Source organism: Nitrospinota bacterium, assembly GCA_016217735.1.
Lineage (GTDB): Bacteria > Nitrospinota_A > UBA7883 > JACRGQ01 > JACRGQ01 > JACRGQ01.
Genome location: JACRGQ010000026.1, coordinates 18,881 through 33,642, shown reverse-complemented (window position 1 = coordinate 33,642; position 14,762 = coordinate 18,881). Strand labels below are relative to the sequence as shown.

The 14,762-nt window shown below is 57.7% G+C and carries 15 protein-coding genes, 1 tRNA gene and 1 riboswitch; of the genes, 10 read left to right on the top strand and 6 right to left on the bottom strand.

Annotated elements, in window-relative coordinates:
* Positions 1-297 precede the first annotated feature (297 nt).
* Positions 298-1,764, top strand: coding sequence for a D-glycero-beta-D-manno-heptose-7-phosphate kinase (gene rfaE1, locus HZA03_04400; GenBank protein MBI5637194.1), 1,467 nt, complete (start codon positions 298-300; stop codon positions 1,762-1,764).
* A 92-nt stretch (positions 1,765-1,856) separates the two neighbouring features.
* On the opposite strand, the gene HZA03_04395 is transcribed toward rfaE1, so the two are convergent.
* The 4 genes from HZA03_04395 to HZA03_04380 all read right to left on the bottom strand — a co-directional run bounded on the left by HZA03_04395 (position 1,857) and on the right by HZA03_04380 (position 5,496).
* Positions 1,857-2,504 carry a transglycosylase SLT domain-containing protein gene (locus HZA03_04395; GenBank protein MBI5637193.1) on the bottom strand — a complete coding sequence of 216 codons (648 nt, stop codon included), beginning with the start codon at positions 2,502-2,504 and terminating at the stop codon, positions 1,857-1,859.
* A gap of 530 nt (positions 2,505-3,034) precedes the next feature.
* The gene (locus tag HZA03_04390) at positions 3,035-4,087 is read right to left on the bottom strand and encodes a potassium channel protein (GenBank protein MBI5637192.1); all 1,053 of its coding nucleotides are present in this window, start codon (positions 4,085-4,087) and stop codon (positions 3,035-3,037) included.
* A 60-nt stretch (positions 4,088-4,147) separates the two neighbouring features.
* Positions 4,148-4,777, bottom strand: coding sequence for a YdcF family protein (locus tag HZA03_04385; GenBank protein MBI5637191.1), 630 nt, complete (start codon positions 4,775-4,777; stop codon positions 4,148-4,150).
* Positions 4,774-5,496 (bottom strand): helix-turn-helix domain-containing protein, encoded by a 723-nt coding sequence (locus HZA03_04380; GenBank protein ID MBI5637190.1) that lies wholly within the window; start codon positions 5,494-5,496, stop codon positions 4,774-4,776. The genes HZA03_04385 and HZA03_04380 overlap by 4 nt, the downstream gene beginning before the upstream one ends.
* Before the next feature lie 299 nt (positions 5,497-5,795).
* On the opposite strand from HZA03_04380, the gene HZA03_04375 reads away from it, so the two are divergent.
* The 3 genes from HZA03_04375 (at position 5,796) to HZA03_04365 (ending at position 7,050) form a co-directional block, all read left to right on the top strand.
* Positions 5,796-6,659, top strand: a complete 864-nt coding sequence (locus HZA03_04375) for a DnaJ domain-containing protein (GenBank protein MBI5637189.1) — start codon at positions 5,796-5,798, stop codon at positions 6,657-6,659.
* Between the two features lie 113 nt (positions 6,660-6,772).
* Entirely contained in the window at positions 6,773-6,970 is a 198-nt protein-coding gene (locus HZA03_04370; GenBank protein ID MBI5637188.1) for a hypothetical protein, read from the top strand.
* Positions 6,971-6,973: 3 nt separating this feature from the next.
* Positions 6,974-7,050, top strand: a tRNA-Met gene (locus HZA03_04365).
* Between the two features lie 271 nt (positions 7,051-7,321).
* Here HZA03_04365 and HZA03_04360 read toward each other — a convergent pair.
* Together HZA03_04360 and yaiO are read right to left on the bottom strand one after the other, a co-directional pair.
* Complete coding sequence (locus HZA03_04360; GenBank protein MBI5637187.1) at positions 7,322-8,302, bottom strand: glycosyltransferase family 2 protein; 981 nt, start codon at positions 8,300-8,302, stop codon at positions 7,322-7,324.
* Positions 8,303-8,397: 95 nt separating this feature from the next.
* Positions 8,398-9,210: a YaiO family outer membrane beta-barrel protein gene (gene yaiO / locus HZA03_04355; protein ID MBI5637186.1), complete on the bottom strand. Its 813-nt coding sequence runs from the start codon at positions 9,208-9,210 to the stop codon at positions 8,398-8,400.
* Positions 9,211-9,343: 133 nt separating this feature from the next.
* Positions 9,344-9,531, top strand: a riboswitch (cobalamin riboswitch).
* Between the two features lie 131 nt (positions 9,532-9,662).
* Here yaiO and bluB point away from each other — a divergent pair.
* Genes bluB through cbiQ form a run of 6 tightly spaced genes read left to right on the top strand, consistent with a single transcriptional unit; the run spans position 9,663 to position 14,762 of the window.
* On the top strand, positions 9,663-10,343 hold the full coding sequence (gene bluB, locus HZA03_04350) for a 5,6-dimethylbenzimidazole synthase (GenBank protein ID MBI5637185.1): 681 nt from the start codon (positions 9,663-9,665) through the stop codon (positions 10,341-10,343).
* The gene (locus tag HZA03_04345; protein MBI5637184.1) at positions 10,340-11,722 is read left to right on the top strand and encodes a cobyrinate a,c-diamide synthase; all 1,383 of its coding nucleotides are present in this window, start codon (positions 10,340-10,342) and stop codon (positions 11,720-11,722) included. The genes bluB and HZA03_04345 overlap by 4 nt, the downstream gene beginning before the upstream one ends.
* Before the next feature lie 18 nt (positions 11,723-11,740).
* Positions 11,741-12,427, top strand: coding sequence for a precorrin-8X methylmutase (locus tag HZA03_04340; GenBank protein ID MBI5637183.1), 687 nt, complete (start codon positions 11,741-11,743; stop codon positions 12,425-12,427).
* Positions 12,428-12,431: 4 nt separating this feature from the next.
* On the top strand, positions 12,432-12,956 hold the full coding sequence (locus HZA03_04335; GenBank protein MBI5637182.1) for a CbiX/SirB N-terminal domain-containing protein: 525 nt from the start codon (positions 12,432-12,434) through the stop codon (positions 12,954-12,956).
* Positions 12,957-12,970: 14 nt separating this feature from the next.
* The gene (locus HZA03_04330) at positions 12,971-13,993 is read left to right on the top strand and encodes an energy-coupling factor ABC transporter permease (protein ID MBI5637181.1); all 1,023 of its coding nucleotides are present in this window, start codon (positions 12,971-12,973) and stop codon (positions 13,991-13,993) included.
* The gene (gene cbiQ, locus HZA03_04325) at positions 13,986-14,762 is read left to right on the top strand and encodes a cobalt ECF transporter T component CbiQ (GenBank protein MBI5637180.1); all 777 of its coding nucleotides are present in this window, start codon (positions 13,986-13,988) and stop codon (positions 14,760-14,762) included. Before HZA03_04330 ends, cbiQ begins: the two co-directional genes overlap by 8 nt.

Genomic DNA, 14,762 nt, shown 5'->3' with positions numbered 1-14,762 from the left:
CTTGACCACATCATCATCGGCAAAAAAGGCTATTTCAGTTTTTGCGACAAGCTGCTGCTGTGAGCTGCGTGTGTCATTCTGAGGAGCGGAGCGACGAAGAATCTCTTTCCGGAAAAAGATTTTGAACCACGAATAACACGAATAGCACGAAATGGGAAAATGGAAGACAGGGAAAGAATTTTGTTTTAATTATTCGTGTCCTTCGTGGTTAATTCCGGAAAGGGATTCTTCGCCAGGCTCAGAATGACAGGGGCCGTATATAATGCGGGGGCGTTACGACATTTAAAGGAGAACAGGGTGCTGGAAGCGGAACTCTATCGGCGGTTGAAAGAACTCAAGCCCGTCACCGTGGTGGTGGTGGGGGACGTGATATTGGACGAATACCTCAGTGGGGATTTTTCGCGTATTTCCCCCGAAGCCCCCGTCGGCGTGTTGGACTGCACACATGACGACCTGAAGCTGGGGGGCGCGGCAAATGTGGCGGCGAACTTCCGCAAGATGAACTGCCAAGTGGAACTGGTGGGCGTCACCGGCGCTGATCCGGACGCGCAGCGCCTCAAACGGCTGCTGAAACAAAAGGGCATTTCCTCGCGCGGCCTCGTCGCCTCCGCCGACAGACCGACCATCAAAAAAAGCCGCGTGATGGCGCAGCACCAGCAGCTATTGCGCATCGACCGCGAGAAGCGCCACCCCATTTCAAAAGAGATGGAAGCGCGGTTCTTCGCCCACTTCAAAAAAATCGCCGCGAAGGCGCACGGCATCGTTATTTCGGATTACAACAAAGGGCTGCTTACAAACGCCCTGCTGGCCGACATCATCGGTTGGGCGCGTAAAAACGGCAAGCCGGCGGTGGTCGACCCGAAAGGGGACAGCTTCGCCAAATACCGGGGGGCCAGCTTCATCACCCCGAACCGGCACGAGCTGGAAAAAGCGGCGCGGACGCACTGCCCCGATAAAGCGGGCATCGAAAGGGCGGCCCGCGCGCTTATCAGGGAGCACCGCATCGGATCGGTGTTGGCCACGTTGAGCGCCGACGGCATGGCGTTGTTTGAAGGGAAAGCGGCGGGGAAGTTTTTTCCGACGGTGGCGAAGGAAGTGTTTGATGTAACCGGCGCGGGGGATACCGTCGTGGCGGTGTTCACCGCCGCGTGGCTGGGCGGCTTTTTACCCGAAGAGGCTGCACGGCTGGCCAACTACGCGGGCGGGCTGCAAGTGGCTCATTTGGGGGCCGAAGGGGTGGGGTTGGATGAAATCCGTCATGCGCTGGGAACCGAAGCGGGCTTGGGCGAAAGCAAAATCGTCGACGCCAAAACCGCCGCCGCGCTCGCCGAAAATCTCCGCAAGAAAAAACACAAGGTTGTTTTCACCAACGGCTGTTTCGATCTTCTTCACTACGGCCACATCCAGTATTTGCAAAAAGCGCGCGCGCTGGGGGACCGCCTGTTCCTCGGCCTCAACTCCGACGCGTCGGTGCGCAGGCTGAAAGGCCCCTCCCGCCCGGTGGTGAACGAGCACGACCGCGCCCACATCATGGCCGCGCTGGATTGCATCGACCAGGTGATCGTTTTCGGCGAAGAAACCCCGCTCAAGCTCATCAAGGCGGTGAAGCCGGACATTCTGGTGAAAGGGGGCGACTACACCATCGAAGGGATAGTGGGCCACAAGGAAGTGCAAAGCTGGGGGGGGGGGGTGAAGACCATCAAGTACATCGAAGGCTCTTCTTCCACCGGCATCATCAAAAAGATCGTCCGCTCCCACAAGTAGAACCGGCCGGCCCCGGTGTGATGGAAATGTTTCCCAAGCTCTCCTTTTTCCCGTGCAGGTACATGCTCTCAGCATGTACCCACCGGGGGATGTTAATGTTTGGCGGGACTCTTGCCGTCTTCGTACACCAGCGTTAGCTCGGCAAGGTTGTCGGGGTTGATTTCACCGGCGGCCACCAATCGATTGAATTTTTTCACCAAGGTATTTCTTAAAAGCCGGACTTTTTCCAGATACTTGTCGTTATCGCAGATTCTCATCATTCCACAGTTATATGCTTTAATTGCCAAGTCCAGGGCCCGCTTATCCGGTTCCCCGTCTTCTTTGAACTTTTTATACAAGTCATGCAAATGGTAGGCGGCCACCCCGATATTAAATTCTTCATCGGACATCAACGCCGTTATCAATTGTTCATTGTATTTGAGAACGCCGTATTTTGGGTGCGTTCTAAATCGGCGGTGTTTGGCCAGGACTTCCCTTGCGGTGCTCAGTTTTATCTGGCCCACGCCGTATGCGCGCTCTCCCATTTTTTGGTCTGTATCCCCGATGTTGTACCGGCCCGCCGCCGTTTCGGTGAACGCTAATGATTGCATGGTACGCTCAAAACCAAAACGCTTTCCTTCTTTGAAAGCCAGCAGCAATATTCGCTGCTGCTCCACCGTTAAAGTTATCTCCGTTGTGTGTGCAATATTGGAAACCAAAATTATCGTGAGCGCGGCTATCTTGAAAATTTGCGATATCATCGTTTTACGTTTTTAATTTGGTCACGCTGAAAAAAGACGGGGTGCGCCGCCGCCGGAACCTACATCACCAACTTTTTCATTTCATTGCCGATAAGCTTGGCGATGTTTTCGGCGACCTGTTCGGCGGTATCCTTCGCCAGCATGGGCGCGTTGCCGCCCAAATAGGGCCGTTGGCCTATCAAATTTCTTATCCTTGATTTCCATAGTTTTTATTTTCTGCCTTGTCTTGCAATATAACCCCGTACTCCACTGGTGGCAAGTAATGGATGTGTGCAGGTTTCACCCCCGATGTGTGCGTTCCGGGCAAGGACAGTTGGCGGAATTGGAAGAAATGGAGTGGTTAGCGCGCTTTGGAGTATCTGGAGGATTTGACGCAACCGGTGTTTTTGGGTGTTTTTGGAAGAAATGGAAGAAGAAAAGCGCGAAAACCGCCAAGGCCGGTTATTTCGTAACGATAAGATGCAAATTGACGGCGTAAAGGAGGGGGGGGGATCAAACAACCACCCTCAAGAAGCGGCCGGGTTTTTTCCCTACCGCTTTTTCGCGAGCGTTTCCAACTGGGCAAGTTTTTTGCTGTCGCCGATCACCACCAGAATGTCGCCGGACTTCACCACCGTGTTCATCGAGGGGTTGAATTTCATTTCGGCGGCCCCTTGCGTTTTGATGGCGGCGACGATCACCCCCAGCTTTGTGTTGACGGCGCTTTCCATGATGCTTTTTCCGTCGAGTGAAGAACCTTCCCCCACCAGCACTTCTTCTATCTGGAATTCCTGATTGCCGATGCGGGTGGCGAATTCGAGGAAGTTCACCACGGCCGGCTTCACGATCATGTTCGCCATCCAGACGCCGCCGTATTGGTAGGGGGAGACCACCCGGTCGGCCCCGGCGCGCAGCAATTTCTGCTCGGCCCCTTCCTCGCCGGCGCGGGCCACGATCCTGATGTTCGGATTCATGCCGCGTGCGGAAAGCACGAGGTAGAGGTTGTGCGCGTCGGTGCTCAGAACCGATATGATCCCCACGGCGCGGTCGATGCCGGCGAGCTTAAGTATCTCGTCCTGCGTGGCGTCCCCCATGATGACGGGGACTGCGCCATCGGCGTCCGAATCCATCGGCGATTGCTCTATGATGACGTGCGGCAACTTTTTCGCCAGCAGTTCGTTGGAGACCACGCGGCCCATCCGGCCGTAGCCGCAGATGATGATATGGCCGCTCATCTTATCCAGCCTGTTTTCCAATTTTCTCCTCCCGAAAGTTTTTTGCCACTCCCCTTCAAAAATCACCCGGACGGCGTTGTTCACGACATACGCCATCGTTCCGACGCCGAGGAAGATCAGGATGATGGTGAAATCGCGCCCGTCGTTCGACAGCGGATGCGTTTCCCCGTAGCCGATGGTGGCCAGCGTGATCACCGTCATGAAGAGCGAGTCGCGGAAATTCCATCCCTCAATCGCCATGTAGCCGGCCACGCCGGCTCCCATCGCGGTTAATACCAGCAGCAGCGAGAATGCCATCCGCCGTTCCCACCCGCTCCAGCGGCGGGGTTTCGCGCCTTTTCCCCGCCACTTCATTACTTTATTCAGCATCGCGTAAATTTACCATTCCAGGCGGAGCAAGCGCCACCACGAAGATGGGGAAAAGCCCGGTCATCCGCCGCCGAACAGGCCCGCAAGGCGGTACCAAAGCGCTTTTTGCAGTTCCAGATATATCATTTTCGCGCTGTCGTGGTCTTTCCACCAGCCGTGGATATGCACGAGGCTGTCATCGGCGGGGTGGACGATGACAGCCATGCCGCTCTCCGCCGCAAGCCGGTCGTAGACCCTTCCCGCGCGGGCGGTGTGATAGTGCGATGTGACGAGGATGAATGACTTTGCCCCGCGGCTTTTCAGCGTGCGGATGTTCTCGCGCGCTTCTCCCTCCGAACTGTATGGCATGATCTCCCGCGTGGAATAGGCCACATGCTCTGATCCAATACCGGATTCTTTCAACTGCCCTAACAGCAGGTCGGCGTAATTGTATTTCCAGTATATCTGCCCGCCCCAAAAAACAATGTACGCCCCCAAGCCTTCTTTGTACAGACGGATACCCTCCGCCATCCGGTCGCCATTACGGTCACCGGTCAGTACCACGATGGCATCGGCTCTGCGCAGGGCATCGTTGCGCACAAGCGAGCCGGCGAGGGCGTTTAACAGGGGCGTGTGGAACAGCGCCGCAAGAAGAACAACGGCGGCGGTGATCGCCGCCGCGATCTTCAGGAGTTTTTTGATGTAGATCATAGCCGTCCAAAATCCTTCCATGCGCCGATTACCAGCCCCACGATGGGGGAAGAGTTTTCCCGGAGGTCGATGGTTCGCACTTTTTCGGCCGGGTTAAGCGGCAGGAGGAACATTGTATGCCCTTCCTGTTGCACCATTTTTGCCGTGATGCCGTCATCGGTCCAGACGGCATAAATCTTTTTTTCCTGGGGGCGGCTTTTGTCGATACCGCGGTCGATCACCACAATGTCGCCGCTGGCGAGGTACGGGTACATCGAATCTCCCAAGATGCGGCAGGCGACGAGATCCTTCTTCGAGCCGGCCGCCTTCTTGACGGGGCGCATATGCAGCACCACCCACTCCACAATCTCTTCCATCGGGATGATCGGCTCTCCGGCCGCGATTTTTCCTTCGATGAGCGGTATCGAGAGGTATTCGTCTTCCGAAAGCCGGTTTGGCGGAAGCGGCGGCGATGTTTCCCGCCGTTCTTCGCCGGTGAGGAGCCACTCCATTTTTTTCCCGGCAAGCGCGGCGATTGCCAGAAGGATTTCGGGGGAGGGGATCATCCCTTCTTCGTACCGCTTTACGGTTGTGTGGGCCACCCCCAGTTTTTTACCGAATTCAGAAAGTGTTTTTGTGCCCCTTATCTCCCTGATTCTTTGAGCTATAGCATTCTTGTTAAGTGATGTGCATATCCGTTCAGGCAGACCGTCCACTTTTTTCTCCGGCTGTGTGCTCATGCGCACATTATAATCAGAAGCGCCAGAAACAATCAACCGCCGCCCACCGCCAATAATAAATGCCACTTTTTCAGGATCGGGGATAAAATTTGGAAAGCCGAATTGATGAGGAGTTGTTTTTCGCGCATGTGTCCGGAAGGGTGCGTCCGTAATATTTGCTAAAGTAATAGGCCCTGCAATGCCGATATTTTAGGCGGTAAGTTAACTATTTCAAAGATGATGAAATAGTTATTTTTTTAGTTGCCAATTTACGTCTAATTTGTTATAATTTGGCAAAACTTGGGGGTAAATCAGGTTAAATGAAAAAAAATTACGCTCTATTAAATGTAAATGAAGGGGCCGACCTCAGCGAAATCAAAAAGGCATACCGCCGCTCAGTCCATCTCTATCATCCCGATGCCAATGGCGGCATAGGCGATCCTGAAAAATTCAAAGAGGTTGTAAAAGCGTACAATCACATTTTAAAGCACTATAAGTCATTAGGTATCAAGCCTGTACCGCAGAAAAAGAAAGCTTCCGCCTTAATATACGAAAAACTGGGCAGCATTTTTGGCAATAGCCGGAAAGAGGCGGCTGGCTATGCCCGCAATACTGACCGGAAACAGCGCCGCACCATGCGGAAGGATGAATTCGCCACACTTGATCCGTTATTGTTGAAACTCTCCTTCGATGAGTTGAAGCTCCGTTTTGAAGAATCGCAAAACGAGTTTGTGGTGAGGGAGGCCGCCAGGGCGCTTACCCACTGTTTTGGGGCCGGCGCTTTTCCTTTGCTTCGCGGCCATCTCCCGTGTGCCGCGGTTGCGGTGGCGGAAGAGATTCTTTATTGTCTGGGACTCATCGGCGACCAGGAATCGATCCTCATTTTGGAAAAATATGTGCGGCATGGCGAGGTGAAGATTGCCTGCGCCGCCGTGCGTTCCCTGCGGAATATCAATCAGGGGCTTGCCCGTACTCTGCTCGACAAGATGGCGCGCGAAGGCCGCTCGATGAAGCTTTCCATGCGCCACTTTTTCAACTTTTTCGACGGTTCCAGGATACGCAAATTGCTGCGGAGCGGCGCCATCAACCGCTTTGAAATGGACATCGCCCGGTTCCTGCAAATCCACACGCGGCAGCCGATGCCGGTGATTCTGCGGGAGCTCGGTTTCGTCATTGCCGAGTGACCGGTTTGCCGTTCGAAGCCCATTTTGGCGCCCGGTCTTTTGCATCCCATTTTCCTTATTCGCGCCTTGACACGGCTTCGCCCACCCCGCATAATGTGCTTCTTTAATTTAACGTGAAAAAAGTAACTGAATGCGCGGTTTGCGCTTGGCGCGCCGAGTGCAAAATAAAATTTTCGTATGAGTCTTCGGGCTTGTACTGCAAGGAGTTTACGCGCGACCTCGCGTTTGGGCCGGCCGAAGAAGACGTTCCCGATAAGGACGTTGCCAAAAAGGACGAGACCGGAAAACGGGAGAAGCCGAAAAAAGAGTGATCCGGCGGTGTAGCTCAGCTGGTTAGAGCATGCGACTCATATTCGCAGTGTCCGGGGTTCGATTCCCTGCACCGCCACCATAAATAAAAAAAAGCCCTTCCGTTAAGGAAGGGCTTTTTTTATTTACGAGTGATGGACGACGGGGAGTCGAAGCGAGCGAGCGGCGCGACCGATAAGGGAGCGCATCATGGACAGGGATGTCCATGATAGCGGGCGAGGGGAGCCTACGCGGGAGAAAACGTGATGTTTTCGACGAAGGAGGCGATTCCCTGCACCGCCACCATTTTTCCAATAATTCATCCACGGAAAGGCTATGCAAAAGCCTGGAATCGCGCAAATCCCGCGCGGTTTTTACCGGCGGAACTCCTCGTCTTCCGCGGTGGGGTGATGGATGTTTTCAGCCGCTGCGGCGCCGGATGTCCCCTTTATGATGTAGGGCGGGCGCCGGTAGACGTTGCGGATAAGGCTGGATACCCGCTCGTTGATAAGCATCAGCACCGCGCTGAAAAGCGCCATCATCAGGAAGAGGAACGGAACCGTCAGCAGCCAAAGCGCCTCCAGGCCCCGGTCAAGCATGCCCGCGACCGCGGCCGCCATGCTTACGAGGAACAGCAGGGATGAAACGGCGCCCGCGCCGACCAGCAGCATGGTGGCCACCGGTTTGTTCGACATCAGGATCATAAGGTCCATCGCGAGCTGTAGCAGGCGCAGGAAGTTGTAGTGCGAGCGGCCGGAAAGCCGCGGGCGTTCGACGATCTGTATCTCCGAGTACTTCACCCGGCGCGACGCGATGTAGGTGGTGATGTGCTTGAGGTATTCCGGGCTGTCGCGCAGTTCGTCCACAAATCCGCGGCGGAACGCGGTGAGCGCGCAGCCGTAATCGTGCAGCGGACGTTGCAGGAAGCTGTTCCGGATGAGGTTGAAGAGCCGCGATGGAAGCTGGCGCAGGAAAAGATCGTTTTCGCGGTTCACCCGCCAGCCGAAAACGGCGGCATCGCCTTCCTTTTCGATCTTCTCGACGAACTGGGGGATGTATTTCGGGTCGTTCTGAAGGTCGGCGTCAAGGGTGACGATGATCTCCCCGCCCGCCGCCTGGTACCCCGCGGCAAAAGCCGCCTGTTGGCCGAAGTTGTAGCTGAACTGCACCAGCCGCAGGCGCGGGTTGCCGCGCATCCGTTCACGGATGATCGATTCGCTCCGGTCGGCGCTGCCGTCATCGACAAAGACCACCTCGTAATCAAGCGGGGCCAGCGCCTGCTCCACCTCATCCAGAAGGCGGGGGAGATTCCCCTCCTCGTTATAGACCGGCACCACCACGCTTATTTTCGGCATGCGTCATTTTCCCAGTTTTTCACCCGTTTGGCACGGGAAAAAATGGGCGTGGTTGTAGCGGACGCAGATCGGGCGGAGTAAAGGTCTCCGTTGGTTCAGAATTCCCTGCGGATTCCGATGCTGATCCATCTCCGTGTGTAATACGCGCCTTGCATATGGGAACCGGCTTCCCAACTCATGCCCCATTGTTCGGAAAGCCAGTGCCTGCCGGCGATGAGGTATTCGGTGATGTCCGAAACAAGGGTGCCGGCCGTGCCCGCGCTTTCAAGTTCCCTGCCGATGCTGTAGCCGGCGCCGGCGAAACTTTTGCCGCCGTAATAGTAGCTCAGCTTCAGCGAGTGGGACGATGCATCGCCGACGGTATCCACGCTGACCTGGCGCAAGGTGTACGATCCGTACCACGGGCCGAGATACCGTTCTATCCGCGCGATGCCCATCCAAAATTGCGTCATGGAATATTCCGTCCGCCGCACCCCGATGCCGCCTCCCCAGCCGCCGTCGAAGAGGCGGTTGAGCTCCAGCAGCGTGGACCAGCGCGGCAGGACGTTATAGGCGGGACTCATATTCCCTTCCACCAGCAGAAATGTGCGCTCCGCCACGGGCAGATAAGAGCCAAGCAGATATTCCTGGTCGGTCAGGCTGTAGCGCTCCACTTGGCGCGCGGTGCCATATACCACCACGCCCGAATCCAGCCGGTTTTCGGCCGTTACATATGTGTTAAGCCAGTCGGTATAGTAGCTCTTGTCCAATTGCTCCCGTCCATGGCCGGCCTCCAGTTGCAGCCCTTTAAGCGCGGACGGAATTCCCGCCGGGGTTTTGGGAAGGATGCCGTCATCGGCGCCCGCCACGCCGGCCGCGGCGGCCAGCGCCGTTATCAGGACGGCAAAGAAGCGGATCAAAGGAGTCATGGCCCCAATATTACCCCATAAGGGGAGGGGTAATAATAGGGCAATTCGGGAAAAGGGGGAAACAGGTTGGGCGGTAATATCGCGGGCGTTTTTCCGCGCGCGGCGGCGAGCTTTACATCAACGGATACATATGTTATCTATTGGCACATTGGGTAACCGATTGTCGGTTGTAAAAGGGAAACCCGGTTAAATGCCGGTACGGCCCCCGCCACTGTATGCGGCGCAGCTCCAGCACTAAGCCACTGTCCCGGTAATAGGGATGGGAAGGCGCTGATGAGTATGCCGCGAGTCAGGAGACCTGCCCAACAGGAACAATGCCACGGGGTGTAGGTGATGAATCACGTTATTCTTTCTTTTTTCATTCCGCCGATACGCATCCTCCGCGCGCGGCATTGTGTCCGTTGGATGAATAATCGTTCGGCCACCGCAACCGGGCAAAAAAAGGAGGGGTGATGCGGCAGTTTAGGCGTGGAGCGGTAGATGCCATTTACGAGGTGATCCGCAAGCGGCGCGATGTCCGCAGATTTGAAACAACCGACATTCCCGACGAACAGGTGCGCCGCCTGCTTGGCGCGGCCCACCACGCCCCGTCGGTGGGTTTCATGCAGCCGTGGAATTTTATCATCATTCGCGATCCCGACATAAAGAGGAAGGTGAAGGAATCATTTCTGCGTGAAAACGCCGCCGCCGAGGAGAACTACGACGGGGTGCGCCGGGAAACGTACCGCACCCTCAAGCTGGAAGGAATCATGGAATCACCGGTCGGCATCTGCGTTACCTGCGACCACACGCGCGGCGGCACCCATGTGCTGGGGCGCAACAGCATCCCCGAAACCGACATCTACAGCGTCTGCTGCGCCGTGCAAAACCTCTGGCTTGCGGCCCGCGCGGAGGGATTGGGCGTCGGGTGGGTAAGCATTCTCCGCCTTGAAACGTTGCGGGAGGCGTTGGGCATCCCGGCGCACGTTACGCCCATTGCGTATCTTTGCGTAGGCATCCCGAAAGAATTTTTTCCGCAACCGGAGCTGGAAACGGCTGGGTGGGCGGAACGCATCCCCCTTGACGATCTGGTGTTTTTCGATGCCTGGGGCACGCGCAAGATCGACGGGCCGCCGAAGGATATGACGCGATGACCGGCGCGTGTCCCGCCATCGTTGTGGCTGGCGCGGCCAGCGGCGTGGGTAAGACTTCGGTAACGCTTGGTCTTGCCGCCGCTTTGGCCCGGCGCGGTATGCGCGTCCGGACGTTTAAGGTGGGGCCGGATTTTCTCGACCCCGGTTATCTGGCCCTGGCTTCGGGGCGCACCAGCTACAACCTCGACACTTGGATGTGCGGCGCGGACTATGCCAAAGGCCTCTATGCGCGCAAGACGGCGGACGCCGATATTGCCGTGGTGGAAGGGGTGATGGGGATGTACGACGGAGCGGACGCGGCGCATTCGCTCGGCAGCACGGCGGATGTTGCCGCGCTGCTCGGCGCGCCGGTGTTGCTGGTGGTGAACGCGCGCGGCGCGGCGCGCAGTTTGGCCGCCGTGGTGAAAGGGTTTTGCGAATTCGAGCGCGGCGCGCTCATCGCGGGTGTGGCGGCGAATTTTTGCGGCGGCGAACGCCACGCAGGCATCCTGCGCGATGCGCTGGCAAGCGTCAACCTGCCGCCGCTCATGGCGGCGATTCCGAAAGGGGCGCTGCCGGAGCTTACCTCGCGCCATTTGGGGTTGGTGAGCGCCGATGCCCGCACGCTCACCGCGCAAACCATACAGCAGCTTGCCGATGCGATGGAAGCTCACGCCGATATTGACGCGCTCATCGTCGCCGCCGCATCAACGGTCATGCGCAAAGCGGAAACGGCGCCCGCGCCAGCCACCCCAAAAGCGCGCATCGGGTTGGCGATGGATGAGGCATTTCATTTTTATTATCACGATTCGCTTGAAGCGCTCGAACGCGCGGGTGCGGAGTTGGTCAGGTTCTCGCCGGTGCGGGATGCCGCGTTGCCGGAAGGGTTGGACGGACTCTACCTCGGCGGCGGCTACCCGGAGGAACACGCGCCGGCGATCTCCCAAAATGCCGGGATGATCCGCTCCATCGTTGAATTCGCCGGTGTGGGACGTCCGGTCTACGCCGAATGCGGCGGCCTCATCTATCTTTCGCGTGGCGTTGAAGCGGTGGATGGCGCGCGCTATCCTTTTGCGGGCATCCTGCCGGTGTGGGCGCGGATGCGGAACAGTTATAAATCGCTGGGGTATGCCGAGGCGGTTTTTACCCGCGATACGCTGCTGGGAAAAACCGGGGAATCGGTCAAAGGACATATGTTTCATTATTCCGAGTTGGTGGATGATCCGCTTGGCTGCGAAGGGTGGAGCGCGGCGTATACGGTGCGGCGCAAGGGCGTTGAAACGCCGGAGGGGTTGAGCGTGAAAAATGTGCTTGCCACGTATTTGCACGCCCACCTCGCTTCGCATCCCCGCGCCGCTGAAAGTTTTGTGAACCGGTGCCGCGCGGCGGCGCATGTATAAGTATAAGAGAGGTGGACAATGGAAGTTAAGCAACAACGCCCGCTGGTGCGGGCACTGTACGAAAACCCGATAAAGCCGGAGGAGATAGAGCAGCTTTCCTTCAAGTGCATCGAAGAGGAAGCGGGCAGCCACGGCCTGAAGCCGGAAGAGTGGATCGTGTTGCGGCGGATGATCCACACCACCGCCAGCTTCGATCTGCGGGCCGACATTCGCTTTTCGCCGGACGCCATCAGTTCGGCGGTTGCGGCGCTCAAGCGCGGCGCGGACATCTACGTCGATTCCAACATGATACGCGGCGGCATTTCGCTGGAGCGGCTGCGGAAGGTTTTTCCGGGGTACGGCCCGGAGAACATTCATTGCCATGTGGCGGACAAGGATGTTGCCGAAGAGTGCAAAAAGGCGGGGCTTCCCCGGTCGCTCTTCGCCGTGCGCAAGGCAAAGAAGGCATTGGAGGGTGGTATTGCCCTGTTCGGCAACGCGCCGGTGGCGTTGCTGGAGCTCAACCGGATGATTATGGAAGAGGGGGTGCGCCCGGCGGCGGTGATCGCCATGCCGGTCGGTTTCGTGCACGTGGTCGAAAGCAAGGAAGAGCTGATGTCGCTCGGCGTTCCGTACATCGCGCTGGCGGGGCGGCGCGGCGGCAGCCCCTTGGCCGTGAGTGTGATTCATTCGCTCAGCATCATCGCGTTGGATCAAAAGGAATAACAGGATGAACGGTAGCAACAGTGAAGCGGTGATCCTGATGGGCCATGGCAGCCGTGTGCCGGAAGCCGGGCAGGGGATGGAGGCGGTGGCGCGGATTCTGAAAGAGACGGGGTTTTGCGGCATCGTCGAAGTCTGCTACATGGAGCGGCAAGGCCCCCGGTTTGACGAGGCCTTGGCGAAGTGCGTGGCCGGTGGCGCGAAGCGGGTGGTGCTCATCCCGTATTTTCTGCACAGGGGACTGCATACCCGCGTTGACATTCCAAACATGATGCGGCACGAAGCGGAAAAATATCCCGACATCACATTGGTGTTCGGAAAGAATCTTGGTTATGACGACCTGCTGCTGCAACTGGTGAAAAAAAGGATCGGCGAATCGCGCCAGCTTCCCGATGTGCGGAAGATCGAGCCGCAGGAGCGCGAAAAGTATCCGCTGCCGCCCGAAGCTCCTGTGTTTGTGACCATGAGCCAGAATGAGGCGGCGGAGTATAAAGAAAAACACGGCGATCACGACCATCACCACGATCACTGATGAGGGAAATGCCGATGAAAGGAATTACGATGAAAGCGGTCATTTCCCTTTTTACCTTTGTGTTGGCCTGTGCGGCCTTCCCGCCGCCCGCCCACGCCATGCACATTGCCGACGGCATTTTACCGATGCAATGGGCGGCCCTCTGGTATCTGCTTGCGATACCGGCGGTGGCGATGGGGCTGCGGACCTACCGGCGCGAAAGTGAGCGCTCCCCCCGCTTCCGCCCGTTGGCGGGCTTGGTGGGGGCGGCCGTATTTGTCATTTCCTGCATGCCGATCCCGGTTCCTTTTACGGGAACGTGCTCGCATCCCACCGGCACGGGTCTCGCCGCCATTCTGCTGGGACCGTGGCTCACCGCCGCAATCAGCAGCATCGCACTGCTGCTTCAGGCGCTCTTTCTCGCGCATGGCGGTCTCACCACGCTTGGGGGAAACATCGTCAGCATGGGAATTGCGGGGGCGTTTTCGGGGTATGCGGTATTCCGCGCCGCGCGGTGGGCCGGCCTTTCGCTCTTCGCATCGGCATTCCTCGCCGGGGTGATTTCCGATTGGGCAACGTATGCCACAACGTCGGCCGAGTTGGCCCTCGCGTTGCACGGCGATGGTTCGGTGTCCTCGCTGTTTCTCGCCATTCTGACGGCGTTCGTTCCCACGCAGTTGCCGCTGGGAATCATGGAAGGGTTTGTAACCGCCTATGCGCTTCGGTTTCTCTCGGAGCGGTGGGTCGATTTCCCGTTCGCCCGCGATGCGCGAAAAGAACGGTCAAAGGCCGTACCGATTGTCCTCGCTGTATTCCTGGCCCTTGCCGCGCTCTCCACCGCCGCATCGGCGGGGGGGTACGTGGGGGTGGATGAAGCGGTGGTTGAAAAAGTCGCCGCTGAAAATGGAAGGAAAGCCTCGCCGCCGTTGGTGGATGTTGAAGGCGATATGGGGCTGTTCCTGTTCCTTATCGCGGGCGCGGCGGGCGGGTTTGCCTGCGGTTATTTCTACCGCTCGCTTTCAATCAAAAAAGAAGAAAAGGCGTTGACGGATGTTTGAGCTGTTTTCCGATATTTACGCGGATCGCAATAACAGGTTCACCCGCATGGATGCGCGCGCAAAGCTGTTTGCCGCCGCCGTTACGCTGGCCGCCGTCATCGCCGCGCCGGGGCCGGTGTTGCCGATAATGATATTGGCGTTGAGTGTCGCCGCGTTATTATCCGCGGGCGTGGGGGGCAGGATGATTGCGGGGCGGATACTTTCTCCGCTGATGATGGCGGGCGTGTTGCTGGTGGTGAATACGTTGCTTTCAGGGCACACTCCCTTTATCAGCATTCCCGTTGGTAAATGGCATTTGGATTTTATGAAGGAAGGACTGCATCAGGGGATGTTTCTTGCTTCACGGGTGATGGGGGCTACCGGTGTGCTGCTTTTTCTCGGCTTCACCACCCCCGCGCACCGCATCTTCGCGGCGCTCCGGTGGTTCGGTGCGCCGGAAAGCTGGGTGGAACTGGCCATCTCCATCTACCGGCATACGTTCACGCTGATAGATACGGCGTCCGACATGTACTATGCGCAGCGTGTCCGCTTGGGGTACATCGGCGCACGGCGCTCACTCGAATCATCCGGGGTGCTTGTGGGGAGCGTGCTGCTCCGCTCGCTGGAGCAGGCGGCCCGCACGCATGAAGCGATGGTGGCGCGAGGCTATACCGGCACCTTGGTGATGGGGCCGCTCCCCCGGTTGGTGAAGGCCGATGCGGCCGCCGCCATTGTGTGGGCCGTATGCATTTTGTCCGCGCTTGGCGCTGTTTGGAGCATGGGGATATAG

What these genes read in the sequence shown, in the direction of transcription:
- HZA03_04335 (MBI5637182.1), top strand. Translation starts at nt 12,432, where the DNA reads ATGAACGGTAGCAACAGTGAAGCGGTGATCCTGATGGGCCATGGCAGC.
- HZA03_04360 (MBI5637187.1), bottom strand. Translation starts at nt 8,302, where the DNA reads ATGCCGAAAATAAGCGTGGTGGTGCCGGTCTATAACGAGGAGGGGAAT.
- HZA03_04395 (MBI5637193.1), bottom strand. Translation starts at nt 2,504, where the DNA reads ATGATATCGCAAATTTTCAAGATAGCCGCGCTCACGATAATTTTGGTT.
- yaiO (MBI5637186.1), bottom strand. Translation starts at nt 9,210, where the DNA reads ATGACTCCTTTGATCCGCTTCTTTGCCGTCCTGATAACGGCGCTGGCC.
- HZA03_04385 (MBI5637191.1), bottom strand. Translation starts at nt 4,777, where the DNA reads ATGATCTACATCAAAAAACTCCTGAAGATCGCGGCGGCGATCACCGCC.
- HZA03_04380 (MBI5637190.1), bottom strand. Translation starts at nt 5,496, where the DNA reads ATGAGCACACAGCCGGAGAAAAAAGTGGACGGTCTGCCTGAACGGATA.
- HZA03_04330 (MBI5637181.1), top strand. Translation starts at nt 12,971, where the DNA reads ATGAAAGGAATTACGATGAAAGCGGTCATTTCCCTTTTTACCTTTGTG.
- HZA03_04390 (MBI5637192.1), bottom strand. Translation starts at nt 4,087, where the DNA reads ATGCTGAATAAAGTAATGAAGTGGCGGGGAAAAGGCGCGAAACCCCGC.
- cbiQ (MBI5637180.1), top strand. Translation starts at nt 13,986, where the DNA reads ATGTTTGAGCTGTTTTCCGATATTTACGCGGATCGCAATAACAGGTTC.
- HZA03_04340 (MBI5637183.1), top strand. Translation starts at nt 11,741, where the DNA reads ATGGAAGTTAAGCAACAACGCCCGCTGGTGCGGGCACTGTACGAAAAC.
- bluB (MBI5637185.1), top strand. Translation starts at nt 9,663, where the DNA reads ATGCGGCAGTTTAGGCGTGGAGCGGTAGATGCCATTTACGAGGTGATC.
- HZA03_04375 (MBI5637189.1), top strand. Translation starts at nt 5,796, where the DNA reads ATGAAAAAAAATTACGCTCTATTAAATGTAAATGAAGGGGCCGACCTC.
- HZA03_04345 (MBI5637184.1), top strand. Translation starts at nt 10,340, where the DNA reads ATGACCGGCGCGTGTCCCGCCATCGTTGTGGCTGGCGCGGCCAGCGGC.